The sequence below is a fragment of the Actinoplanes cyaneus genome, assembly GCF_016862095.1.
Classification (GTDB): Bacteria; Actinomycetota; Actinomycetes; order Mycobacteriales; family Micromonosporaceae; genus Actinoplanes; species Actinoplanes cyaneus.
The window spans coordinates 51510-75888 of the sequence record NZ_BOMH01000018.1 but is presented as its reverse complement, the minus strand read 5'-3'; the positions used below and the strand labels follow the sequence as shown (position 1 = coordinate 75888).

At 70.6% G+C, this 24379-nt stretch carries 22 protein-coding genes; 12 read left to right on the top strand and 10 right to left on the bottom strand.

Features of this window, described 5'->3' with window-relative positions; translation table 11 throughout:
* Positions 1–5: 5 nt before the first annotated feature.
* Both Acy02nite_RS12790 and Acy02nite_RS12785 read right to left on the bottom strand, forming a co-directional pair.
* Positions 6–452, bottom strand: a complete 447-nt coding sequence (locus tag Acy02nite_RS12790; RefSeq protein WP_203740199.1) for a VOC family protein — start codon at positions 450–452, stop codon at positions 6–8.
* A 46-nt stretch (positions 453–498) separates the two neighbouring features.
* The gene (locus Acy02nite_RS12785) at positions 499–1137 is read right to left on the bottom strand and encodes a DUF2461 domain-containing protein (protein ID WP_239174676.1); all 639 of its coding nucleotides are present in this window, start codon (positions 1135–1137) and stop codon (positions 499–501) included.
* Positions 1138–1345: 208 nt separating this feature from the next.
* Between Acy02nite_RS12785 and Acy02nite_RS12780 the strand changes: the two genes are divergently transcribed.
* On the top strand, positions 1346–2395 hold the full coding sequence (locus tag Acy02nite_RS12780) for an LLM class flavin-dependent oxidoreductase (protein WP_203740195.1): 1050 nt from the start codon (positions 1346–1348) through the stop codon (positions 2393–2395).
* Here Acy02nite_RS12780 and Acy02nite_RS12775 read toward each other — a convergent pair.
* Positions 2385–3998, bottom strand: a complete 1614-nt coding sequence (locus tag Acy02nite_RS12775) for a methyl-accepting chemotaxis protein (protein ID WP_203740193.1) — start codon at positions 3996–3998, stop codon at positions 2385–2387. The genes Acy02nite_RS12780 and Acy02nite_RS12775 overlap by 11 nt on opposite strands.
* A gap of 145 nt (positions 3999–4143) precedes the next feature.
* Between Acy02nite_RS12775 and Acy02nite_RS12770 the strand changes: the two genes are divergently transcribed.
* On the top strand, positions 4144–4935 hold the full coding sequence (locus tag Acy02nite_RS12770) for an LLM class oxidoreductase (RefSeq protein WP_203740192.1): 792 nt from the start codon (positions 4144–4146) through the stop codon (positions 4933–4935).
* 242 nt (positions 4936–5177) lie between these two features.
* Positions 5178–5540: a response regulator gene (locus Acy02nite_RS12765; RefSeq protein ID WP_203740191.1), complete on the top strand. Its 363-nt coding sequence runs from the start codon at positions 5178–5180 to the stop codon at positions 5538–5540.
* Positions 5541–5561: 21 nt separating this feature from the next.
* On the opposite strand, the gene Acy02nite_RS12760 is transcribed toward Acy02nite_RS12765, so the two are convergent.
* Together Acy02nite_RS12760 and Acy02nite_RS12755 are read right to left on the bottom strand one after the other, a co-directional pair.
* Positions 5562–7595: a sensor histidine kinase gene (locus Acy02nite_RS12760; RefSeq protein WP_203740190.1), complete on the bottom strand. Its 2034-nt coding sequence runs from the start codon at positions 7593–7595 to the stop codon at positions 5562–5564.
* Between the two features lie 95 nt (positions 7596–7690).
* Positions 7691–8812 carry an ROK family transcriptional regulator gene (locus Acy02nite_RS12755; RefSeq protein WP_239174674.1) on the bottom strand — a complete coding sequence of 374 codons (1122 nt, stop codon included), beginning with the start codon at positions 8810–8812 and terminating at the stop codon, positions 7691–7693.
* A 198-nt stretch (positions 8813–9010) separates the two neighbouring features.
* On the opposite strand from Acy02nite_RS12755, the gene mmsA reads away from it, so the two are divergent.
* The 3 genes from mmsA to Acy02nite_RS12740 are packed head-to-tail and all read left to right on the top strand — an operon-like array spanning position 9011 to position 12984.
* Positions 9011–10558 (top strand): multiple monosaccharide ABC transporter ATP-binding protein, encoded by a 1548-nt coding sequence (mmsA, locus tag Acy02nite_RS12750; RefSeq protein WP_203740188.1) that lies wholly within the window; start codon positions 9011–9013, stop codon positions 10556–10558.
* Positions 10555–11853 carry a multiple monosaccharide ABC transporter permease gene (mmsB, locus tag Acy02nite_RS12745; protein WP_239174671.1) on the top strand — a complete coding sequence of 433 codons (1299 nt, stop codon included), beginning with the start codon at positions 10555–10557 and terminating at the stop codon, positions 11851–11853. The genes mmsA and mmsB overlap by 4 nt, the downstream gene beginning before the upstream one ends.
* Before the next feature lie 18 nt (positions 11854–11871).
* On the top strand, positions 11872–12984 hold the full coding sequence (locus Acy02nite_RS12740; protein ID WP_203740187.1) for a substrate-binding domain-containing protein: 1113 nt from the start codon (positions 11872–11874) through the stop codon (positions 12982–12984).
* Between the two features lie 124 nt (positions 12985–13108).
* On the opposite strand, the gene Acy02nite_RS12735 is transcribed toward Acy02nite_RS12740, so the two are convergent.
* The 3 genes from Acy02nite_RS12735 to Acy02nite_RS12725 form a co-directional block, all read right to left on the bottom strand.
* Complete coding sequence (locus Acy02nite_RS12735; RefSeq protein WP_239174668.1) at positions 13109–13783, bottom strand: SprT-like domain-containing protein; 675 nt, start codon at positions 13781–13783, stop codon at positions 13109–13111.
* A gap of 180 nt (positions 13784–13963) precedes the next feature.
* Entirely contained in the window at positions 13964–15436 is a 1473-nt protein-coding gene (locus Acy02nite_RS12730; protein WP_203740186.1) for an NAD(P)/FAD-dependent oxidoreductase, read from the bottom strand.
* A gap of 181 nt (positions 15437–15617) precedes the next feature.
* A complete protein-coding gene (locus tag Acy02nite_RS12725; protein WP_203740185.1) occupies positions 15618–16292 on the bottom strand; it encodes a P-loop nucleotide/nucleoside kinase family protein in 675 nt (224 codons plus the stop codon).
* Between the two features lie 61 nt (positions 16293–16353).
* On the opposite strand from Acy02nite_RS12725, the gene Acy02nite_RS12720 reads away from it, so the two are divergent.
* Entirely contained in the window at positions 16354–16533 is a 180-nt protein-coding gene (locus Acy02nite_RS12720) for a hypothetical protein (protein ID WP_203740184.1), read from the top strand.
* On the opposite strand, the gene Acy02nite_RS12715 is transcribed toward Acy02nite_RS12720, so the two are convergent.
* A complete protein-coding gene (locus tag Acy02nite_RS12715) occupies positions 16499–16897 on the bottom strand; it encodes a DUF6010 family protein (protein WP_203740183.1) in 399 nt (132 codons plus the stop codon). The genes Acy02nite_RS12720 and Acy02nite_RS12715 overlap by 35 nt on opposite strands.
* Positions 16898–17005: 108 nt before the next feature.
* On the opposite strand from Acy02nite_RS12715, the gene Acy02nite_RS12710 reads away from it, so the two are divergent.
* The 3 genes from Acy02nite_RS12710 to Acy02nite_RS12700 are packed head-to-tail and all read left to right on the top strand — an operon-like array spanning position 17006 to position 20501.
* The gene (locus tag Acy02nite_RS12710; RefSeq protein WP_203740182.1) at positions 17006–17497 is read left to right on the top strand and encodes a (2Fe-2S)-binding protein; all 492 of its coding nucleotides are present in this window, start codon (positions 17006–17008) and stop codon (positions 17495–17497) included.
* Positions 17494–18471, top strand: a complete 978-nt coding sequence (locus Acy02nite_RS12705) for an FAD binding domain-containing protein (RefSeq protein WP_203740181.1) — start codon at positions 17494–17496, stop codon at positions 18469–18471. Before Acy02nite_RS12710 ends, Acy02nite_RS12705 begins: the two co-directional genes overlap by 4 nt.
* Entirely contained in the window at positions 18468–20501 is a 2034-nt protein-coding gene (locus tag Acy02nite_RS12700) for a xanthine dehydrogenase family protein molybdopterin-binding subunit (protein WP_203740180.1), read from the top strand. The genes Acy02nite_RS12705 and Acy02nite_RS12700 overlap by 4 nt, the downstream gene beginning before the upstream one ends.
* A gap of 395 nt (positions 20502–20896) precedes the next feature.
* Here the strand turns inward: Acy02nite_RS12700 and Acy02nite_RS12695 are convergent, their stop codons facing one another.
* On the bottom strand, positions 20897–21634 hold the full coding sequence (locus Acy02nite_RS12695) for an SDR family oxidoreductase (protein WP_203740179.1): 738 nt from the start codon (positions 21632–21634) through the stop codon (positions 20897–20899).
* Positions 21635–21858: 224 nt separating this feature from the next.
* On the opposite strand from Acy02nite_RS12695, the gene Acy02nite_RS12690 reads away from it, so the two are divergent.
* Both Acy02nite_RS12690 and Acy02nite_RS12685 read left to right on the top strand, forming a co-directional pair.
* Positions 21859–23658 carry an ATP-binding response regulator gene (locus Acy02nite_RS12690; protein WP_239174665.1) on the top strand — a complete coding sequence of 600 codons (1800 nt, stop codon included), beginning with the start codon at positions 21859–21861 and terminating at the stop codon, positions 23656–23658.
* A 133-nt stretch (positions 23659–23791) separates the two neighbouring features.
* Positions 23792–24379 carry a DivIVA domain-containing protein gene (locus Acy02nite_RS12685; RefSeq protein ID WP_203740178.1) on the top strand — a complete coding sequence of 196 codons (588 nt, stop codon included), beginning with the start codon at positions 23792–23794 and terminating at the stop codon, positions 24377–24379.

Genomic DNA, 24379 nt, shown 5'->3' with positions numbered 1-24379 from the left:
GCCTCTCAATCGAGGCAGAACTCGTTGCCCTCGGGGTCGGCCATGACGATGTGGCCGGCGTTCGGGGGCTTCGGCTCGTGACGTTCGAGCCGGGTGGCGCCGTGCGTCACCAGTCGCGCGGCCTCGGCCTCCAGGGCGGCCATCCGCTCGTCGCCGCTGAGGCCGGGCGCGGCCCGCACGTCCAGGTGCACCCGGTTCTTGCCGCTCTTGCCCTCCGGCACCTGCTGGAAGAACAGCCGCGGCCCGGCACCCTTCGGGTCGACCACCGCCGACGCGCTGTTGTGACGCTCGGGTGGCACGCCCCACGCGGTGAGCGCCTGCTCCCACGAGTCGAACCCGGCCGGCGGAGGCTGGATCTGATAGCCGAGCGCCTCCGCCCAGAACGTGGCCAGCGCGCCCGGATCGTTGGCGTCGAAGGTGAACTGGATCTCGCGAGCGATCTCAAGACTCATACGGTCACTCTGCCCTGAATTGCGGACACCGGCTGACCTGAAACGCTCACTGCGCGGCGAGGGGCGGCCCGACGTGATCGTCCAGCCAGTGCCGCAGCGGCAGGCTCCCGCGCAGGAACTCGACGACCCGGGTCTTCGCGGCGGCCGTCCCGAGCCAGGCCGCCGGTGGCCACTCCGTCCAGGTGATCAGCCCCTTGTGCCGGAGCAGCTCGATCCGCGGATGGTCCTTCGGGTAGCCGCGCGGCGCCGTCTTCAGCGTGTCCCGGCCGACCACGCCGATGCCGGCCTTCTCCGTCTCCGCGATGATGCCGATCAGAAGCGTGCCGCTGACATCGTTCGCGACCGCCTCCCGGAAGCGGCCCAGCTGACCGGAATCCAGCTGGTAGTACCCGGAGCCGGCGGCCAGCCCGTCAGCGGACAGCTGGAGGTAGCCGCCACCCTCCAGCCACGCCCCGAGATGCGTCTTGTAGGGCGTCTTGTCCTTGCTGAACCGCACATCCCGGTACGGCCGGAAGATCTTGCCCGGCCCGAACTCCGGCTCGAGCGCGGCCAGCAACTCCAGCATCGGCCCGCGCACCTGCTCCTCGTAGAAGGCGAGATGCCGGGTCCAGTACGTCTTCGAGTTGTCGGCGCTCAGCCCCTCGTAGAACTCCAGCGCCTCCACCGGCCACCCACGAAACGTCACCCCCCGATTCTGCGCCATCCCCGCGCGCCGTCGGCGCCGGCCACGCTCGCCCCGCTCAGGCCCGCGTATCGCCGCAGGCCGGCTGGTTCTGAGAGGTGTTTCGGCGCCGGGAAACACCCCTCAGTGCCCAGCCGGGAACCGGTGCCGTCCGACTCACCTCGGGCGAACTCCTTGAGATGACCGACAGAAACCTCTATTAGCTATAGAGATGATGGGAGATAGCGGCGAGTTCCTGTGGTACATCCCGAACGAGGATCGTCCCGGCCACCGGGGCGACGACGTGGTCGCCGGCCACAACAGCCTCGACACGCTGACCGCCCACGCCCGGGCGCTCGAGGAGCACGGCTGGGGCGGGGCGCTGCTCGGCACCGGGTGGGGCCGGCCGGACACGTTCACGATCGCGACCGCTCTCGTGGCACGGACGACGACGTTCCGGCCGCTGATCGCGGTCCGGCCCGGGTACTGGCGGCCCGCGCACTTCGCCTCGTCCGCCGCGACCCTCCAGCACCTGAGCGGCGGGCGGGTGCTGATCAACGTGGTCTCCGGGAAGGACAACCTCGCCGCCTACGGCGATCAGGAGCAGGACCAGGCTCAGCGGTACGGCCGTACGCGGGAGTTCCTGCGTCTCGTGCGCCGGTTGTGGGCCCGGGAGAACGTCACGTACCGGGGCGAGCACTTCTCGGTCACGGATTCGACGGTGGTGCCGCGGTTGACGGATCCGCCGAGGCTCTACTTCGGCGGCGCGTCGGAGGCCGCCGAGCGGGTGTCCGCTGCCGAGGCCGACGTGCAGCTGTTCTGGGGCGAGACGCTCGACGGCGTACGGGAAAGGATCGATCGTCTGAAAACGCTCAGTGCCGAGCTGGGTCGCGAGCATCAGCCCCTGGAGTTCGGTCTGCGCATCACCACGCTGGTGCGGGACACGACGGAGCAGGCCTGGGCGGACGCCGAGGCGAGGGTCGCGGAGATGGCGCGCCGGCAGAGCGTCGATGCGAACCGGCACGCGGCAGTGGGTCAGCAGCGGCTGCTCGACCTGGCCGGGCGCGGCGACGTGCTCGACGACAACCTGTACACCGCGCCCGGGCGCTACGGCGGTGGCGGCGCCGGGACGACGTGGCTGGTCGGCTCGGCGCAGGACGTGGCGAAGTCGCTGCGTAAGTACCGCGACCTGGGGATCAGCCACTTCGTGCTGTCGGACACGCCCTACCTCCCGGAGATCGGGAGGCAGGGCGGTCAGCTGTTGCCGCTGCTCAGAGCTTGAAGCCGGCGACCAGCTGGCGCAGCTCGCCGCTGGTGCGGGCCAGGTTCGCGGCGTTCTCCTGCGCCTGCCCGGCGACCGCGGTCGTGGTGCCGACCGCGCCGGCCACCCCGGCGATGCTGCTGGCGATGGTCGTGCTGCTCGCCGCGACCTCGGCCACGTTGCGGCCCATCTCGCTGGTGGTGGCGGTCTGCTCCTCGACGGCCGCCGCGATCAGGGTCTGGAAGTCGCTGATCCGCGCGACGACGTCGCCGATCCGGCCGATCGCGCCGGCCGCGTCCGACGAGTCGTTCTGGATGGCGTCCACCAGCCGGCCGATCTCCTCGGTCGCCTTGGCCGTCTCCTGCGAGAGCTCCTTGACCTCGCCGGCCACCACCGCGAAGCCCTTGCCCAGCTCGCCGGCGCGGGCCGCCTCGATCGTCGCGTTCAGGGCGAGCAGGTTCGTCTGCTCGGCGATCGACGTGATCATCGCGACCACCTTGCCGATCTCGGCGGACGACTCGCCCAGCTTGCTCACGGTCTGGTTGGTCTGCTCGACCGCGCCGACCGCCTCCCCGGCGACCTGTGCGGCCTCGCCGGCGTTGCGGGCGATCTCGTCGATCGCGAGGGTCATCTCGCTGCTGCCGGCCTGCAGGGTCCGGACGTTGCCGGAGACGTGGTTCGCCGAGCCGGCGACCGCGGTGGCCTGCGCGTCGACGTCGGCGCTGGCCGCGGCGATCCGGGTGGACACCTCGGAGAGCTCGTCGGAGGCGGCGGAGACCGTCCCGGCGTGAACGGCGATCGCCGACACCGTCTCGCGCAGCGACTCGGCGGTGCGGTCGACGGCGTCGCCGAGGGTGCCGAGCTCGTCACGGCGGTCGAGGCCGATCCGGACGGTCAGGTCGTGGTCGGCGAGCCGCTTGAGGGCCGCCACCACCTTCGCCAGCGGGCCGGTCACCGAGCGGGTGACCCAGAGCCCCATCGTGATCGCGAGGACCGTGGCGAGCGCCAGCGTGAGCACGAGCAGGCGCAGCGCCTCGGAACGGACCTGCTCGACCTCGGCCCGCACCGTGTCGGCGCGCTCGTTCACCGACTTGTCCAGTGCCGCGGTGATGTCCAGGATCTTCCCGTACGAGTCGCTCGCCTCGCCGCCGTTGATGCTGGTCATCGCCTTGGCGCGAGCCGCCCGGGTGTCCGCCGAGAGCCACTTCATGATCGTGGAGTCCCAGGTGAAGAACTCGTCCCAGGCCGGCTTGAGCTTGGCGAACTCGGCCCGCTCGGCCGCGGTCATGGCCTCCGTGCCGGTCGCGGCGAGCTCGGCGTAGATGGTGTTCTTCGACTTCAGCTCGCCCTGACGGTTGTAGCCGTCCGGGCCGGTGGCGTACGAGTATCCGAAAGCGCCGACGTCCGCGACGACGAGGCCCTGCCAGCCGCTCACGTCGGCGGCGTTGTACTTGATGGCTTCGATGTCATCGCGGATGTGCTCCAGAACGGCCAGCTTCTGCTCGGCCGCGACCTGCTGGCGCATGCCCCACCAGCCGACTCCGGCCGAAGCGCCGATCAGGGCGGTCAGCACGAGATAGGAGGCGCCGAGGCGCTTGCCGACATTGATGTCACTGATCCGCATACCCGTGTCATCGGCGTACGCCGGCGCTGGTTGACGCTTTTCGGTGTGCTCCGGATCGCGTGCGCCCTTCCTTAATCTATATCGTGTCTATAGGAATTGTGGTTTACTGGGCCGGTCGTCGCCCGTTGCCCGAAGGTGGTCCCCGATGCGCAGTGTCCCCGTCCAGCTCGCCCTCGCCGTCGGCGGCCCGGGGTTGCTCTCGCTGGCCGAGGCCGGCACCGTCGCGGCCGCCGCCGAGGAAGCCGGGGTCGCCGCGATCCGGCTGGCCGACCGCTCGCTCCACGGCACCGCCCTCGACCCGGCCGTGGTGGCGGCGTACCTGGCCGCGCGGCACACCGGCGTCGGTTACCTGCCGGTCCTGCCGACCACCGGCAACCCGCCCTATGCCGCGGCGCGACGCCTGCTGTCGCTCGACACGGCGACCGGCGGCCGGTCCGGCGCGGTGCTGCGCCCGGGGCCGGGGGAGCAGAGCGCGGCCGACCCGGTGCTGCGCTGGACGGAGTACGCGCGGGTGCTGACCAGGCTGTGGAGCTCCTTCCCCGGCGACGACCGGCCGGACGGGCCGATCCTCGTCGCCGACCTCGGGCTGCTCGGGGTTGGCGCGCTGGCCCCGGTCGCCGACGTGGTGGTGGTCGACCTCGGGCAGGCCGCCGGCGCCGACGCGGTGCTGACCCAGGCGCTGCGGCTGGCCGGGCGCGAGCGCGGCGAGGTCGCGCTGCTCGGCCGGGTCACCGTGATCAGGGGTGACGCCGGGCCGGGGTTCGCCACGCGGCTGCGGGCGTGGGTCGACGAGCACCTGCTGGACGGCGTGGAGCTCACGATCGAGGGCGGCGTGCAGGACATCGTGCGGGTGGTGCGCGCGCTCGCGCCGCGGCCGGTCGCCCGGACGTTGCGCGAGTCCTTCGAGCTGCGCCCGGCGGTCGCCTTGGCCGCCTGACCCGCACCGGAGAACGTCGGTCGCCACGACGGCCGGGCGGCGGCGGGAGCTCGCCCAACGGCGGCCGGCCGTGCCGTGAAGCGGAGGTGCATGCCTGCGCCATCAGGGGGAGATGTTGCCTGATGGCGTAAAGCGCCGCTCGGGCACGACGAACGATTTAGGCTGATTCCTGGAGCGTTGACCGCCTCTACGGGGCCGACCGGCCTCCGCCTGGATCCCGCGACGAAGTGAAAACGAACTGCATGACTCTTCTGGTGGTTGCCGAGGACCACGACGACATCCGGATGATCATGACCCGGGTGCTGAGCCGCGCCGGGTTCACCGTGGTCGAGGCGGCGAACGGGGCGGTCGCGCTGGAAGCCGTCCGCGAGCACGGGCCGGCCGCCGTGGTCTCCGACATCGACATGCCGGTGATGTCCGGCGTCGACATGTGCCTGGCCATCCGCGCCGACCCGGCGACCAGGGACCTTCCGGTGATCTTCGTGAGCGGCAGTCTGACTCCGGGCGACGACCGGCCGGAGCGGGCTCAGGCCACCGCGGTCGTCACCAAGCCGTTCACCGCGCATGAGCTGGTCGGTTGTGTGCGGCAGTTGGTCGGCAGCTGACCGCAATCCCGGCGGCGGGTGTCAGGAGCGGCAGGCCGGCAGGCGCACCGTGATGCGGGTGCCCGGCGGCGGGCACGGCACGAAGCGGATCGTCCCGTGGTGGCGTTCGACGATGGCGCGGCTGATCGTCAGGCCCAGTCCCACCCCGGGCAGGCGATGCTCACGGGTGCGCGCCGAGCGGTAGAAGCGGGCGAACACCCGGTCCTCGTCCTCCACCGGGATGCCCAGCCCGTCGTCGGTGACGGTCAGCTCGACGACCGCGGGCGCCGGGCGGGTCAGCGCGAGTGACACCCGGCCGGCCCCGACGGTGTGGCCGACGGCGTTGGCGATCAGATGATCGGCGACCTGGCGCAGCCGGCTCTCGTCCCCGCGGACCGTCGTGCCCTCCGCCACGTCCAGGTGCAGCGCGACCCCGGCGTCCGCGGCGCGCGGCTCGGCCGCCCGGGCCGCGGCCGTCACCGTGGCGGCCAGGTCGACGGGTTCCTCGGCCAGCTCGATGTGGCCGTTGTCGATGCCGGCCAGGTCGAGCAGGTCCTCGACGATGTGTCGCAGGATCTCGCTGTTGCGGCCGAGCACGTCCAGGATGCCGGGCAGCTCGTCGGCGGCCGCGTCGGGCTCGGTGTCGCGCAGCAGATCGATGTAGGCCGAGATCGAGGTCAGCGGCGTGCGGAACTCATGGTCGATCAGAGCCAGGTATTCGTCCCGGCTGTGCGCGAGCGCCACGGTCAGCTCCTCGGCGCGGCGGCGTTCGAGGAACTCGGCGACGTGCGCGGCCACCCCACTGAGGAACGCGACCAGCGGGTCGGCAGGCGCGACCAGCGGCTCGGCAGGTGCACTCAGTGAGTCGGGCGGCGCGCCCGGCGGGTCGACAGGCGCCTCCGGCGGGTCGGCGAAGAAGGTCAGCACCGCCACGGTCCGGTCGCCTGACCGGGCCGGCACGGCGAGCTCGGCGCCCCACCGGCTCTCCCGGACCGCCTTCCCGATCCGGCGGGCGGTCTCGGCGATCATCTCGGCCTGTGCGGACACCGAGGCGGCGAGGGCCCGGGCCTCGGCGTCCGCGTGCTGGTCGGCGACCAGGTCCAGTTCGCCGGTCGCCTCGTCGGCGAGCCACAGCTGGGCGTACCGCCAGCCGAAACCGGCACAGATCGCCCGCAGCACCTGCGGTCCGCCCTCCTGCACGGTCTCGGCGTGCGCCAGGGCGTCCGACACCGCCGCCTCGACCTCGTGGAACCGCTCGGTCATCCGCTGGTCGGTGACGTCCCGGAGGCAGGCGACCGCGCCCAGCCGTCTGCCGTGCTCCCCGGTGATCGGCTGGGCGTCGGTGGCGACGATCCGGATCCGCCCGTCAGCCGACCGGACCAGGAACTCCTCGTCGCGTACGTGGGAGCCGGCCAGGGCGCGGAACAGCGGGACCTGTTCGCGCCGCAGCGGGCGGCCCTCCAGGTCCTTCAGGTAGCTGTGCTGGGACCACTCGGCGAGCGGGCGCAACAGCGGCGCCGGCCCGGTGAGCTGGCGCAACGCCTCGTTGGCGAACACGATGCGCCCGCCGGCGTCGCACGCGGCGACAGCGGTCCGCAGGCTCTGCAGCAGCGCGTCCAGGAAGCGGCGCTGGGTGTCGATGTCCTCCCGGGCGGACCGCTCGGCCACGAACGCGGCGCACGCCCGCGCCGCGTCGTCCAGAGCGGCCAGTTCGCCGGTCGTCCAGCAGCGAGGCTCGGGGTCCATCACGGCGAGCACCCCGAAGACGTTCCCGACGGGGTCGTGGATCGGATACCCGGCGTATCCGCGGACGCCGAGCTCCCGGGCGGGCGCCTGCGGTGGCACCCGCGGGTCGGCCGCGAGATCCGTGCTGGTCAGGGGACGGTTGTGGTGGACGATCAGCCCGGCCACCGTCCGGCCGGCCGGTGTCGTCGCGTGGGAAGGCCAGTCGGCGGGAATCCCGTGGGCGCCTGCCAGCCGCAACCGGTCGCCGTCGGCCAGCAGGATCAACACGGTCGGCGCGTGGGCCACCCGGGCGACCACCGCGGCGAACCGGTCGGCCGCCGCGTCCGGCATGGCGTCACCGCTGAGGAACGCGATCCGAGGAGCGGGACGCGCCGCCGGGGGAGGGCCCGGAGGCTCCATGCTTCTCAGCAAACCACGCCGGTGGACTACAGGGAGAGCAGTTCGGAGACCTGGGGCGAGTACGTCGTGTGCAGCACCAGCGCCGCCGCCCCGACCACTGCCGCGTCGGCGCCGAGCGGGGACACCTCCACCCGTACCGTGCGAATGCTTCTTGCCAGGGGCCGGGTGGCCAGGGCCTTGGCGGTGGCGTCGCGGAAGCGGTTCTCGAGGTGGCGCAGACCGTGCCCGCCGAGCACGACCAGGTCGATGTCGAGGATGTTGGCGACGTTGACCACCGCCGTCGCGAGGTGGGTGGCGGCCACCTCGACCGCTTCCACCGCCACCGGGTGACCGTCGGCCGCGGCCTGGCGCACGGCGTCGTAACTCTCCATGCCGGTGGCCGCGACCAGCGCTTTCGGGCTGATCAGGCTCTCCAGGCAGCCGTGGTTGCCGCAGTAGCACTCCGGACCGTCGGCCTGCACGGACTGGTGGCCGAACTCGGCGGCATTCATCGAGCCGCCCCGATAGATCTGGTTCTCCAGGATCAGCCCGCCGCCGACGCCGGCGCCGAAGAAGAAGTAGGCGAAGTCGGCGACCCCGCGCCCGGCCCCGGCCCAGCACTCACCGATCGCCGCCGCTGTCGCGTCGTTGTCCAGGGTGACCGGCAGCCCGGTGGCCTCGGTCAGCATCTCCTTGAGCGGCACCCGCGTCCAGCCCATCAGCTGCGGCGGCCCGACCAGGGCGCCGAGTGTCTGGTCGATCGGCCCGGGGGTGGCCAGGCCGAGCCCGAGGACCCGCTTGCGGTCCACGCCGGCGGTGGCCAGGACCTCGGAGACCAGCCCGGCGACCGCGTTGGTGATCTCGGCGGGGGAGGCCCCGGGCCGGACCGGCTGCTGCAGCTTGACCATCGGCCGGCCGAGCAGGTCGGCGACCACGCAGGAAATCTGTGACGGGTCGAAGTGAACGCCGACCGCGAGCCCGGCCCCGGCGTTGACCCGCAGCAGCGTGCGTGGCTTGCCGCCGCTGGACACCGTGGCGCCGTCCTCCCGGACGATGCCCTCGGTGATCAGCTTGCGGACGATGCTGGACACTGTTTGCGGGGTGAGGCCGGTCAGCTCAGCGATCTCCACCCGGCTGATGCCGTCGGCCAGCTGGATCTGGTCGAGCACGACAGCTCGGTTGTACTGACCGACTTTGGGCAGATTGGTACCTGTTCGCCGCACCGGTGAAGCGCCTCCCGGTCGTTACCTGATCGATGCCGACCATGATGCCACCCCCGGTTGACTTAGTAAATAAATAAGATTTACAGTCTGGAAACGCCGACGTCATACACGAGAATCTCTGCAAAACACCTGTTGGGAGGCGGTATGAGCACTGCTCCGCCACTGCTGGAGATGAGGTCGATCACCAAGACCTTCCCCGGCGTCAAGGCACTGTCCGACGTGCAGCTGACGGTACGCGACGGAGAGATCCACGCGATCTGCGGTGAGAACGGTGCCGGCAAGTCGACCTTGATGAAGGTGCTCAGCGGCGTCTACCCGTACGGGTCGTACGACGGCTCGATCATCTATCGGGGCAACGAGGCGAAGTTCTCCGACATCCGGGCCAGCGAGCAAGCCGGTATCGTGATCATTCACCAGGAACTGGCACTGGTTCCCGGAATGTCGATCACCGAGAACATCTTCCTCGGCAACGAGCCGCGTCGTTTCGGTCGCATCGACTGGAAGGCCGCGAACAGCAAGGCCCTGGAGCTGATGTCCATGGTCGGGCTGAAGGAGGACCCCGACACCCTGATCAAGGACATCGGGGTCGGCAAGCAGCAGCTCGTCGAGATCGCGAAGGCGTTCGCGAAGGACGTGCAGCTACTGATCCTCGACGAGCCGACAGCCGCGCTGAACGAGAACGACTCGCAGCACCTGCTCGACCTGCTGCGTGGCTTCCGCAAGCGCGGCATCACCTCGATCATGATCTCGCACAAGCTGAACGAGATCGAGGCGATCGCGGACTCGATCACGATCCTGCGCGACGGCAAGACGATCGAGACGATCGACGTCAAGGGCGAGGGCGCCGACGAGGACCGGATCGTACGGGGCATGGTCGGCCGTGACCTGGGCAGCCGGTTCCCGGACCACGAGCCGAACATCGGTGAGGTGTTCTTCGAGGTCCGCAACTGGACCGTTCGGCACCCGATCTCCGCCGACCGCCTGGTCTGCAAGAACTCGAGTTTCACCGTTCGGCGCGGTGAGATCGTCGGGTTCGCCGGCCTGATGGGCGCCGGGCGCACCGAGCTGGCGATGAGCCTGTTCGGCCGCTCCTACGGCGTCTACGAGAGCGGGCAGATCTTCAAGGACGGCAAGGAGATCCAGCTCAAGACGGTCTCCGACGCCATCGCGAACGGCCTGGCGTACGTCAGCGAGGACCGTAAGGCCGTCGGCCTGAACTTGCTCGACGACATCAAGACTTCCGTCGTCGCCGCGAAGCTCTCGAAGATCACCCACAACGGGGTGCTCGACGAGGCCGCGGAGTACCGCGAGGCCGAGGCGTACCGCAAGAGCCTGCGGATCAAGACGCCCACCGTCGACGAGGGCGTCACCAAGCTCTCCGGCGGCAATCAGCAGAAGGTCGTCCTGGCGAAGTGGATGTTCACCGACCCGGACCTGCTGATCCTCGACGAGCCGACGCGGGGTATCGACGTCGGTGCGAAGTACGAGATCTACGGGATCATCCAGGAGCTCGCGTCCGAGGGCCGCGGGGTCGTGGTGATCTCGTCCGAGTTGCCCGAGCTGATCGGGCTCTGCGACCGCATCTACACGGTCTTCGAGGGCGCGATCACCGGCGAGATCATGCGCCGTGACGCCGACCCGGAAACCCTCATGAAGCAGATGACCTCCACGAAGAAGCTGGCCACGTCATGAGTCGGATAAAAGAACTACAGAAAAACCTGTTCGGCGGTACGACGTCGAACGCCCGTCAGTTCGGCATGATCTTCACGCTCGTGGCGATCATCCTGTTCTTCCAGTTCAAAACGGGCGGGCTCACGCTGCAGTCGGGCAACCTCATCGCCCTGACCCAGCAGTACGCGTACATCTCGGTGCTCTCCATCGGCATGCTGATGGTGATCGTGGCCGGCCACATCGACCTGTCGGTCGGCTCGGTCGCCGCGTTCGTCGGCATCGTCGTCGCCAAGACGGTCACCGAGCACAACTTGCCGTGGCCGCTGGGCGTCGTGCTCGGCCTGGTCGTCGGCGCGCTGATCGGCGCGTGGCAGGGCTTCTGGGTGGCGTACGTCGGGATCCCGGCCTTCATCGTCACGCTCGCCGGCATGCTGCTGTTCCGCGGCGGCAACCAGTACATCGGCAACGCCGACACGGTCCCGGTGCCCAAGGGCTTCACCGAGATCGGCGCCGGTTACCTGCCCGAGGTCGGGCCGGACACCGGGTACAACAACCTGACCCTGCTGCTCGGCCTGCTGGCCTGCGTCGCCGTGGTGTGGCGCGAGCTGCGCGCCCGGCAGGTGCGCACCCAGATGCAGGGCGCCGAGCCCGCGCCGATGTGGATCGCGGTCCTGCGCATGGTCGTGATGATCGCCGTGATCGTCTTCGTCACGCTGCGGTTCGCCGGTGGCCGGGTCGGCACCAGCTTCCCGATCTCCGGCATCATCCTCGCCGTGCTGGTCCTGGTGTACTCCTTCTACACGCGGAACACCGCCGGTGGCCGGCACATCTACGCGGTCGGCGGCAACGCCCGTGCCGCCGAGCTGTCCGGCGTGAAACTGCGCCGGGTGAACTTCTTCGTCATGATGAACATGTCCGTCCTGGCCGCCCTGGCCGGCATGATCTTCGTGGCCCGCTCCGCGGCCTCCGGCCCGCAGGACGGACTCAGCTGGGAGCTCGACGCGATCGCCGCGGTCTTCATCGGTGGCGCGGCGGTCTCCGGTGGCCTGGGCACGGTCGGCGGTTCCATCGTCGGCGGTCTGGTCATGGCCGTTCTCAACAACGGTCTGCAGTTGACGGGCACCGGCTCCGACATGGTCCAGATCATCAAGGGTCTGTTCCTGCTCGGCGCTGTCGCCCTCGATGTTTACAACAAGAAGCAGGGTCGTTTCTCGATCATCGGTTCCCTTACGCGTTCCAACCGCTCCAGGCATGAGGCGGCGGACAGCGCGTCAACGGAATCGAACGTCGTGAAGCAGCCTGCGGCCCGCTCCTGAGAAGGGTTTGAATCTCCCATGCGTCGTAACTTTCTGATCAAGAGCGTGGCCGTCGGTGCGGCTGTCGCGCTCGCTCTGACCGGCTGCTCCAACGACCGTGAGGGCGGCAGCGGCGACTCCGGCTCCGGCTCCGGTGACGCCAAGGGCTTCGCCAAGGACGCGCTGATCGGCGTGGCCCTGCCGTCGAAGACCTCGGAGAACTGGGTGCTCGCGGGTGACCTGTTCACCAACGGCCTCAAGACCGCGGGCTTCCAGTCCGACGTGCAGTACGCCGGCGCCTCCACCACGGTCGCCGACCAGCAGGCACAGATCACCGCCATGGTGACCAAGGGCGCGAAGGTCATCGTCATCGGCGCGACCGACGCCGCGCAGCTGACCACCCAGGTCGACGCCGCCCACGCGGCCGGTGCCAAGGTCATCGCGTACGACCGCCTGATCAAGAACACCGCGAACGTCGACTACTACATCGCGTTCGACAACTTCAAGGTCGGCCAGCTCCAGGGCCAGGCCCTGCTGGACGGCATGAAGGCCAAGAAGCCGACCGGCCCGTGGACCATCGAGCTGTTCTCCGGCTCGCCGGACGACAACAACGCCGGTGTCTTCTTCGACGGCGCGATGGACGTGCTCAAGCCGGCCATCGACAAGGGTGACGTCATCGTCGGCTCCGGCCAGAAGGACGTCAAGCAGACCGCGATCCAGGGCTGGAAGGCCGAGGGCGCGCAGAGCCGCATGGACTCGCTGCTGAACTCGACCTACACCAGCGGCAAGACCCTGGACGGCGTGCTCTCCCCGAACGACACCCTGGCCCGCGCGATCATCACCTCGGTGAAGGCCGCCGGCAAGCCGATCCCGGTCGTCACCGGTCAGGACTCCGAGGTCGAGTCGGTCAAGTCGATCATGGCCGGCGAGCAGTACTCCACGATCAACAAGGACACCCGTAACCTGGTCTCCGAGACGATCAAGATGGTGCAGTCGCTGCAGACCGGTGCCGCGCCGCAGACGAACAACGACACCTACAACAACGGTGCCAAGGTCGTCCCGGCCTACCTGCTGAACCCGGTCATCGTGACCAAGGCGAACGCGGCCGAGGCGTACGCCAACGACCCGAAGCTGTCCGCGCTCACCAAGTAATCCGGTAAGACGCAGCTCGCAGGCGTTCCTGGTTCTCCAGGGGCGCCTGTTCCGTTCACCAGGCCGGCTCGCTTCTGTTCACCGAGCGGGCTCGACCCTGTTCACCGGGCCGGCTCGACCCTTTTCACCGGGCCGGCTCGACCAGGGTGAACGGAGCGTTCAGCAGGCCCTTGGCGGTCTTCACCTGGTACCGGGTCCGGCCCTGTTTCACGATCGTGCCGGTCAGCCCGCCATACTTCCCGGCGCCGGTCAGCCGGACCTTGTCGCCGACCCCCGGCTGCACCGCCGGAACGGTCGCCGGAGCCCGCATCCGGGTGATCTCGGCGGCATACGCCGGGTGCACCGGCGCCGGATGCCCCCGGTAGGTCCAGGCGAACAGCGCCGACCGGTCGAACCGAGGCGAGCACTCCCGGCACGACTTGACCCGGATCGGCTGCCGATGCGCCGTCGTCCGGTGACCCGCGCGGCAGACGCCGTGCCAGGAACCGTCGACGCGCGGCGCCTCCTCCGGCACACAGCGGCGGCCGGAACACCCGATCCGGATCGCCGTCGCCCGCCACACCGCGTCGTGGCCGTGCCGCGGCCCGGCCAGCGCGTGCGCGATCTCGTGCAGGATCGTCTCGGTGACCTGCTCGGGGGAGTAGAGCGTGATCAACGGGCGGGACAGCCCGATCTCCCTACTGCCGGAACGGCACACCCCGGCCCGGGTCTTCGCGTCGTCGAAGGTCAGTCGCCACTTCGTCAGCCCGTGCCGGGCCATCAGGCCGAGCGCCAGCTCCCGCGCGTCGTTCAGGTTCAACCGTGCTCCTTGTCGTCGCAACAATGATGCCGCACCGACAAGGTCCAGCCGCTGGAGCCCGCGACGGGGCCGGTGGTCCAGGCCGCTACGCGCTCAAGGTCCCGGCTGGTTCTCATGGGCGTTATTCGTCCCTCATAACGCCCATGAGAACCAGCCGGGAAGCGTGAGTCGCGCGGCTGGCTATTCCCCTGCGGGCGTCGCGGCTTTGACCGTGACCAGCGCGGGGAGCGGCTGGGGCTCGCCGCTGACCGCGATGGGTGCGGTGGCGTCGCTCATGGGCTTGGTGGCGTCGCCTACGGGTTCGGTGTCGTCGGTCACGGGCTCGGGGGCGACAGTGAGCGCCGTGGGGTCGCCGCCGGTGACGAAGGCCTGCCGCGGGTGCTGCACCGACGCGAGCGAGACGATGTCCCGCCCGAACACCGCCGCGGTCAGCCAGATCGCCAGCACCCGGACCTTCCGCTCCCAGCTCGGCACCGCCAGCACGTGGTAGCCGCGGTGCATCAGCCAGGCCGGGAAACCCTTGATCACGATGCCCTTCCACTCGAAGATCCCGCGGCCGAGGCCGAGCGTGGCTACCGTGCCGAGGCTGTGGTGCACGTACTGCCTGGTCCGGCCGCCGCGCAGGTCGGCGAGGAGGTTGCGGGCCAGCAGCTTGCCCTGCCGGACGGCGTGCTGCGCGTTCGGCACGGTGGCCGTCCCGTTCCCGGCCGCCAGGTCCGGCACCGCCGCGTCGTCGCCGGCGCCCCACGCGTCCGGGATCGGCGCGTCCTCGGTCCCGACCCGCAGATCGGCCCGGACGACGAGCATCCCCCGGGCGTCGACCGGCAGGGCGGTGCGGTTGTGCACCATCGGGTTCGCCGCGTTGCCGGCCGTCCACACGATCAGGTCGGAGTCGAACTCCACCCCGGTCGACAGCACCACGTGCCCGTCCTGCGCGGAGAGCACCTGCGCCCCGAGGTGCACGTGGCCGCCGCGCTTCTCCAGCGACCGGACCACCCAGCGACCCTGCTTCTCGCTCACCTCGGGCAGAATCCGGTCCCGGGCCTCGACCAGGTGGAAGCTGACCTCGGCCGGGTCGAGCTCCGGGTACTTCTTCGCCAGGGCTGTGGCCAGCGACAACAGCTCGCCGAACCCCTCGACGCCGGAGAAGCCGCCGCCCACGAACGTGACGGTGAGCAGCCGTCGCCGGCGCGGGCCCGGTGCCAGCGTCGACGCCCGGTCGAACGCCGTGAGCAGCTGGTCCCGGATGGCGACCGCCTCTTCCACGTGCTTGAGCCCGATCGCCTGCTCGGCAACGCCCGGGATGGCCAGCTTCCGAGTCACCGCACCGGCCGTGACGACGATCGTGTCGTAGCCGAGCCGGTATTCCGGGCCCTCGGCCGGACGCACGGTCACGCTTCTCGACGCGTGGTCGATCTTCACGACCGTACCGGAGACGAGCTTGGTCTTCCTGAGATGACGTCGCTGCGAGACGGCGGCGTGCCGCGCCTCGATCGAGCCCGCCAGCACCTCGGGCAGGAACGGCTGATACGTCATGAAGGGCCGCGGGTCGATGACGACGACCCGTGCCTCGCCGCGCCGGAGTTTCTTCTCCAGCTTCCACGCTGTGTAGAACCCGGCGTAACCGCCGCCCACCACCAGAATCGTTCGCACACAGTGAGGACCGCGCAGCCCCCGCGATTGTGACAGCCTGTCTCGCCCGTCACAGAGGGCCTTCGCTGTCAGGGCTGAGGAGGGGTTGTCCGGGCGCCGCGCTGGGGACGCGAGCACCCGGACATACCTTTCAACGGATCTCGAGCCAGAAAGTTCAACGGTCCCGGACCGTGGCACCGCTTCACAGGAGGTCGGCCACCGCGATGGCGGGCTCCCCGCCGGCGGAGGTGTCCACCCGGACGAGCTGGTGCACTCCGGACGGCGGTTCGAAGATCGACGAGGGCATCTCGCCGCGTTCGAAGAGGTCGAGCAGGACGAGGTCGCCGGGCCGGATGCCGCCCACCGCGCGCCCGTGCACCGCCCGGTCGCGCAGGCGGCGGCCGATCACCTCCGGGTCGGCGACGACGTGCACCGCCACCACGCGGGCGCCGGTGGCGAGCAGCCCGTCGACGAGGTCGCGGGAGAGCACGGAGTTCTCCACGACGACGCTCGTCCCGGCGCTCGCGAACCGGCACGCCGTCTCGACCAGCAGCGCCTCGGCCCGGCCGCGGGACGAGTCGCGGTTCACCCCGGACAGGTGCAGGCCGGCCGAGATCTCGTCCCGGGTCAGCAGCATCAGCCCGAGCGAGCGGGCGATGGCTGTGGCGGTGGTGGTCTTCCCGGCGCCGGGCGACCCGCACACGGCCGCGACGAGCGCGCGTTCACCCGAGCCGGACCCGGCCGGAGCCTCGTCCGCGGGCGGGATCGAGGATGCCGGAGCCTCGGCGGCGGGGGACGCCGGCTCGGCGGCGCGGGACGCCGGGGCCTCGTGGGCGGCCGGCATGGAGGGGGCCCGGGGCGGCTCGGCGGTCGACATCCGACCATGCTGCCAGGCCATGCTGCCAGCGGGGCGGCTATCGGTCTGCTTGGGTAGGGGGATGGCGACCTGCAACCTGTGTCATCGGGACCTGGCCGACGGCGAGATCGAGGAGCATCGGCGTGCGGCGCATCCGGACGTCGCCGCGGACGGCACCCGCGAGTCCGACGGCAGCACCATCGTGCCGGACGCCGCGAACCAGGCGGTCAGGCGTCCACACTCGCCGGAGGACGTCGATTGATCAGTGACCGGCCACCGGCGAAGCACCACAGGGCGATCACCGGGTCGCAGATCGCGCATCCGAACGACGAGTCATGGGCGTACGGCAGGATCGGGTTGCCCTTGAGGTGGTGCAGCACGTCCCAGCCGGTGTGCAGCAGCCAGCCGGCACCGATCCACCTCCAGTCGCGCAGGCCGAGGTAGGCGACGACGGTCATGACCGTGGTGAACGCGAGCTCCCACACCCCGAAGCCGCCCCCGCTGACGTAGACGGCGCCCGCCCCGGCGATGCCGAGCGCGTTGACCTTCCGGCGGTGACGATCCGGGAGCAGGGACAGGACGAGAACGGCGACAACGCCGATGAGCAGCGGCAACAGCACAGACATGACACGAACCTAGGAGGAATCGACGCGCGCCGACAGTGGCTGGAACGACCCGTGCCGACGGGATCTGGCCACACGGTTCGACGCCCCGTACGTGGGTATCGCCGGGGAATGCGTCTCACCGTCAACGGTGCTCAGCACCACCTCGTCGGCCTTGATCCGCGGACCACCCTGCTCGACGCGCTGCGCGAGCGCCTGCACCTGACCGGCGCCAAGAATGGCTGCGATCACGGGCAGTGCGGGGCGTGCACGGTCCTGCTCGACGGCCGCCGTGTCAACAGCTGCCTGATCCTGGCGATCACCCAGCAGGACGCCGAGATCACCACGGTCGAAGGGCTGGGACACAAGGGCGAGCCGCACCCCGTCCAGCAGGGGTTCCTGGATCATGACGGGTTCCAGTGCGGTTACTGCACGCCGGGCCAGATCTGCTCGGCGGTCGGCATGCTCGACGAGGTCGGCAAGGGCTGGCCGAGCGCGGCGACGAGCGACGGCGACGACCTGCTCAGCGACGCGGAGATCCGCGAGCGGATGAGCGGGAACCTGTGCCGCTGCGCCGCCTACCCGAACATGGTTCCGGCGATCAGGCAGGCGGCGGGCCGATGAAGACCTTCGCATACCGTACGGCCACGGGCCTCGCCGACGGACTCGAGCCGGGCGCGGTGTTCCTGGCCGGTGGCACGAACCTGGTCGACCTGATGAAGCTCGGTGTGGCCACCCCCGACGTGCTCGTGGACGTGAACAAGCTCCCGATGAGCGAGGTCGGCGAGTTGCCCGGGGGCGGGGTGCGCATCGGCTCCAGCGTACGCAACAGTGATCTTGCCGCGGATCAGCGCGTGCGGACCGCCTACCCGGTGCTGAGCCAGGCCCTCCTGGCCGGGGCGTCGGGCCAGTTGCGGAACATGGCGACGACCGGCGGAAACCTGCTGCAGCGCACGCGGTGCCGGTACTTCATGGACGCGACGATGCCGTGCAACAAGCACCGGCCCGGGTCCGGCTGCCCGGCGCGCGACGGCGACCACCGCAACCTCGCGATTCTCGGGGGTTCGCCGGCCTGTGTCGCGACGCATCCGTCGGACATGGCGGTCGCGCTGGCGGCGCTGGACGCGGTCGTGCAGCTCGACGGGCCGACGGGTCAGCGGTCGGTTCCGGTGACCGAGTTGTATCGGCTGCCCGGGGACACTCCCGACCGTGACACCGTCCTGGAGCACGGTGAGCTGATCACGGCGGTGGACCTGCCGGCGCTGCCGTTCGCGACCCGGTCGGCCTACCGGAAGGCGCGCGACCGGGCGTCGTACGCGTTCGCAGTCGGCTCCGTGGCGGCCGCCATCGACATCCAGGACGGCCTGGTCAGCGACGTTCGGCTGGCGTTCGGGGCGGTCGCGCCGAAGCCGTGGCGGGCGTTCGCGGCCGAGGCGGCGCTGCGCGGGCAGCCGGCGACCCGGGAGCACTTCATGGCCGCCGCGGACGTGGAACTGCGGGACGCGCGGCCGTTGCGCGACAACGCGTACAAGCTGCCACTGATCCGGAATCTGACCGTTTCTGTTCTCGAAGGCCTCGCCGGGGAGGTGACCCGATGACCTCGACGTCGGCACGCGCGGTGGGCTCACCCCTGGCGCGCCTGGAGGGCCCGGCCAAGGTCTCCGGCGCGGCCCGCTACGCGGCGGAATACCCACAAGATCATTTGGCGTACGGATGGATCGTCGCCTCCCCGGTCGCCCGCGGCCGCCTCGACGCGGTCCTGACCGATCCCGCCGAGGAGGACGTGCTCGCCGTCCTGTGGCACGGCAACGCCCCTGAGCTGGAGAAACCCGACGACCCCGAGCTGGCGGTCCTCCAGTCCGACGAGATCCGGTACCGCGGCCAGCCCCTCGCGCTCGTCATCGCCACCTCGATCGAGGCCGCCCGCCGAGCGGCCCAGGCCGTCCAGCTGGAGATCACCGCCGAGGACCACGACGTCGAGCTGCGCGCCGACCACCCCGATCGCTACACGCCGGAGACGGTCGTGCCGGATGCTCCCGCGACCTCGGACACCGGTGACGTCGACGCCGCGCTGGCCGGGGCGCCGGTCACGATCGACGTCGTCTACGAGACGCCGGCCCTGCACAACAACCCGATGGAGCCGCACGCCACGATCGCCCGCTGGGACGGTCAGGACCTGATCCTGTACGACTCCAACCAGCACCCGTCCGGCATCGCCGAGACCGTCGGGGCGATCTTCGGGCTGCCCGCCGAGCGGGTGCACGTCGTCACCGAGCACGTCGGTGGCGGCTTCGGCTCGAAGGGCAGCGCCCGCCCGAACGCCGTCCTCGCCGCCCTCGGTTCCCTGGTCACCGGCCGGCCGGTGCAGATCGCCCTGCCGCGCCAGGCGATGTTCAGCATGGTCGGCCATCGCGCCCCGACCGTCCAGCGGATCCGCGTCGGCGCTACCCGGGACGGCATCCTGACCGCGATCGATCATCAAACGTGCACACAGTCGAGCCGGCTGTTCGAATTCGTCGAATCGGCCTCGGTGGTGACGCGGGAGGTGTACCCCGTGCCGAACCTCCGCACCGGTCATCAGGTGGTCCGCCTCGACATGCCGACGCCGCGCTGGATGCGCGCGCCCGGTGAGGCGCCCGGCATGGTCGGCCTGGAATGCGCGCTCGACGAGCTCGCCGCGGAGCTCGGCGTCGACCCGGTCGAGCTGCGCGTCCGCAACTCGCCGGAGAATCCCCGCTACGTCGAGTGCCTGCGCTCCGGGGCCGAACGTTTCGGCTGGTCCGAGCGCGATCGCCGCACCGACGGAGAATGGCTGATCGGCTTCGGGATGGCCGGGGCGACCTATCCGGCGCAGGCGATGCCGTCGACCGCGCGGGTCCGGGCGCTCGGCAACGACGAGTACGAGGTCGCGATCGCCGCGGCCGACCTGGGCACCGGCGCGCGCACGATTCTCACCCAGATCGCCGCCGACGAGCTCGGGGTGCCCGTCGAGCAGATCCACATCCGGATCGGCAACAGCACCCTGCCGCAGGCGTCGGTCGCCGGTGGCTCCTCGGGCAGCGCCTCCTGGGGCTGGGCCGTCACCGGCGCCTGCCGCGAGCTGCGTGCCGCCGGCGGGTCGACGGAGGAGGCGACCTTCGACACGACCGCATTGGTTCAGCAGCAGAAGGAGGGCAGGCACGCCTCCGGCGCACACTTCGCCGAGGTACGCGTGAGCACCGTGACCGGCGAGGTCCGGGTGTCCCGCCTCTTCGGCATGTTCGACGGCGGCCGCATCCTCAACCCGCGTACCGCCCGCTCCCAGTTCCTCGGCGGCATGATCATGGGGATGGGCATGGCGCTGCACGAGGAGGGTGTGCTGGACCCGGCCCAGGGCACGTGGGTCAACCACGACCTGGCCGAGTACCACATCCCGACGCACGCCGACGTCGAGTGGATCGACGCGGCGTGGCTCGACGCCCCGGAGTCCGACCTCAACCCGATGGGCAGCAAGGGCATCGGCGAGATCGGCATCGTCGGCTCACCCGCCGCCATCCTGAACGCGATCTGGCACGCCACCGGAGTCCGCATCCGTTCGCTGCCCGCCCGCCTCGACAAACTCCTCCCTGCCCTGCCCAGCCCGCGCTGACCCGCCCTGCCTCGCAGCGCTTCGCCGCGGTGAGCCGTGGCTGGCCTCGCGTGCGGTGGGGGCGCGAGGTAGCGCCGGGGCCGGCCGGTGGCGCGGCGCGGGCGTCCGGCTGGTGCTCATGGTCGTTATGAGGCACGAATAACGACCATGAGCACCAGCCAGGAGAGCGCGCCGCGTTGCTGCCGTGACGCGGCTGCCACGTCGCGGAGTCCTACGGGCGGGGCTCCGCGGCAGGTGGGAGCTGTGGACGGGTTTGTTGCTCCGACCGCGACCACCCAAGGACGCCGCCCTTGCGGGCTGAGCGTTCTGGGCGCCCCGCGCCCTGCTCGGCCCGCAAGGGTCCCCGCGGGAGCAGCGGAGATGGACCACAGCGGAGATCGGACCTGATGAAGTTCTTAGGCGTGGGCGAGGAACTCGCGGTACGTGGTGGTGGCGAGGTGCGCGCCCGGTCCCGCGATGATCGCGTCGCCCTTGACCGCGGCGAACATGCCGGCGGCCGGGTCCACGACGACGGTCCGCTCGTCGTCCTTGGCGGCGAGGAAGACGCGGCCCAGCTCGTCGAGGGTGAAGACCTCGGGGCCGGCGACGTCGCGGGTCGCGTTCAGCGGGGCGCCGGCGCAGACCTCGGCGACCGCCGCGGCGACGTCCGCCGAGGCCATCGGCTGGATCGGGGTGGCCGGGAGGCGGACCGTGCCGCCGTCGGTGGTCCACGAGAGCACCGCGCCCACGAACTCGAAGAACTGGGTGGCGCGAACGATCGACCACGGGATCGGGCCGGCCTTGAGAGTGTCCTCCTGCAGCACCTTGGCCTGGTAGTAGACCAGGTCCGGGACGAGCTCCGCGCCGACGATGGACAGGATGACGGCGTGCCCGACACCGCACTCCGCGGCGGCCGTGAGCAGGTTGTCCATCGTGGTGCGGAAGAACTCCGGGGACGCCTCGTCGAAGGTGGGCGAGTTCGTCAGGTTCACCACGACGTCGGCGCCGGTCAGCGCCTCGGTCAGCCCCTTGCCGGTGATCAGGTCGAGACCGGTCGAGGGGGAGTGCGGCACGGCGTCGTGCCCGGCGGCGTCGAGCAGCGTGACGACCTGGGAACCGATGAGCCCGGTGCCCCCGATGACGGCGATCTTCATGGCATTGCCTTCCTGTTGGGTTCGCCAGTCATGACCGGGCAGGCCGGTGATCTGTGACAGGGTCCGGGCCCTGTTCCTTCCGGCGAACATGCTCTGATGCGGTCGGCCCGCGTCTAGGCTTCCGGGGGACGCTCCCGGCCGATGGGCACGAAAGGTCAACCGTGGCGAAACACCCGGCACCCGGTTCGGGCGTACGCGCACGCGCGCGATCGTCCGTCGTCCTGGTGTCGGTCCTCACCGTGACGGTCCTGGGCGTGGTCTCCGCGCTGACGCCGGCGCGCTCTCTGACCTTCGGCATGGTGGCGATCGGGCCGGCGCTGGCCGCGATCGCGGCGGTCCCGGACGCGGTGCTGCTGGTCGGGGTGTACGCGTTCGGCGTGGCGCTGGCCGTCTCCACCTCGCAGGGCCTGTTCGGCACGGCCGACCAGCTGGCGCGGCTCGCGCTGGTGATCGCGGCCACCGTGATCTGCTGGGCGCTCGCCGCGCACCAGCAGCGATTGCACCGGGCGAACGCCGTCGCGACCCGGGAGCGGGAGATGCTGGCCGTGATCGCCGAGCAGTCCGGGAACGCGATCATCGCGACCGACCTGCACGGCACGGTGATCGCCTGGAACAGCGGCGCCGACAGGTTGTACGGCTGGCGGGCCGCCGAGGTCGTCGGCAGGCCGTTCGCCGAGCTCCTCCCGCAGGACCGCGGCCCGGCGTTCGAGGACGGGCTGGCCGAGCTGGCCACCGGACGACGGATCCACCTCGACGAGACGCGCCGGGTGCGCCGGGACGGCACGCCGTTCCTGGTCTCCGTCGACGTCTGGCCGATCCGCGACGACAACGGCATCGTGGTCGCGGCCGCCGCCACCGAGCGTGACATCACCGAGGAGAAGCTCGCCCGGGAGCGGTCCGCGCGAGCCGATCGGCTGGAGAGCCTGGGGCAGCTCGCCGGTGGGGTCGCGCACGACTTCAACAATCTGCTCGCGATCATCCTGAACTACGCCGACTTCCTCGCCGACCAGGTCAGCGGCGAGGCGGCCGACGACCTGTCGAAGATCCGCAACGCCGCTGAGCGGGCCAAATCGCTGACCGGGCAGCTGCTGCTCTTCGCGAAACGGGAGCCGACGCAGGTGGAGATCATCGATCTCAACCAGGTGGTCATCGAGGCCGACGAGTTGCTCGGCCGGACCATCGGCGAGAACGTGCGGCTGGTCTGCCGGCCGTCCGCGGGCTCGATGCCGGTCCGCGCGAACCGTGGGCGCCTCGACCAGATCCTGCTCAACCTGGTGATCAACGCGCGGGACGCGATGACCGACGGTGGTGTCGTCGTGGTGGAGACCGATGTGGTGACCATCAGTGACGGCCCGGCCGCGCCGTTGCCGCCCGGCCGCTACGCCCGCCTGACCGTCAGCGACACCGGCTGCGGCATGACCGCCGAGGTCCGGGACCGGCTCTTCGAGCCGTTCTTCACGACCAAATCCGCCGATCGCGGTACGGGTCTGGGGCTGGCCACGGTCTACGGCATCGTCGGCGACGCGGGAGGCACGATCGGAGTCGAGTCCGCGCCCGGCATCGGGACCACGTTCCGCATCCTGCTGCCGTCGGCCACGCCGACCGGGGACACGCCCGCCGATCCGTCGTCGGGCGAGCTCGCCCACGGTCACGGTGAGCTGGTCATGGTGGTGGAGGACGACGATCACGTACGCGATGTGGTGACCCGCATTCTGCGCGACAACGGCTACCGGGCCACGGTGCTGGGGGAGGAATCGCTGGCCGGCATGGACCTGCACGACGTCTCTCTCGTCCTCACCGACGTGGTGATGCGCGGCCACTCGGGTCCGGTGCTCGCCGCGCGCCTGCGGGCCCGCAGGCCGGACCTGCGGGTGCTGTTCATGTCCGGTTACAGCGACGCCGAGGTGCGCCGCGAGCACGGGCTGGGGCCGGAGATCCCGATCCTGCAGAAGCCGTTCACTGCCGTCGAACTGCTCGCGATGGTGGGCGAGTCCGTGGCGTCGGCTCACGCAAACGGGGCTTGACGGGCACACCATGTTGACATTGACTCGTGAGGCCGGGTGTACTGCCTTCCGACGTTGACCTGGCTGGATCGGACATCGGGGTTCCGACACCGGTGGGGGAACGTGCACAGGCGCAGGAAGGCAGGTACCCGCCGTGGGGATCACCCCAGCCGAGATCGGCAGCATGGCGTTCCGGCGGCCACGGCCGGGCACGAGCGGATACCACGAGGATCAGGTCGACGCGTTCCTTCAGGACGTGGCCGGCGAGTTGCAACGGCTCGAGGCGGAGAACCGGGCGCTCAGCGATCGGCTGGCCCCCGATGACCTGGCGGAACGGGTCCGGCGGGCCGAGCTGGACTGCCTGCGGGCCGAGGAGCACGCGCGGGCCCTGCGGGCCGAGCTAGACAAAGCCAAGAATGCAACGATAAAGCTGGACAATCCGCACATGTTGGAGCTGGCTCAGCGGAATGCGGACGAGCACGTCGCCGAAGCTCGCCGCGAGGCCGATGCCCTGGTCGAGCAGGCCAGCACCAGGGCAGGCCAGTTGGTCAGCGACGCCCAGTTGCGGGCCTCGACGATCGTGGCGGACGCCCGGCACGCACACGCCGAGGCGATCTCCGGGATCGAGGCGCAGCGGGCCGCGATGCTCGACGAGATCGGTGACCTCGCCGCGCAGATCGAGCGGCAGCGAGCGGCGGTCAGCGGGGACATCGCCGCGCGGTTGAGCGAGTTCACCGCCTGA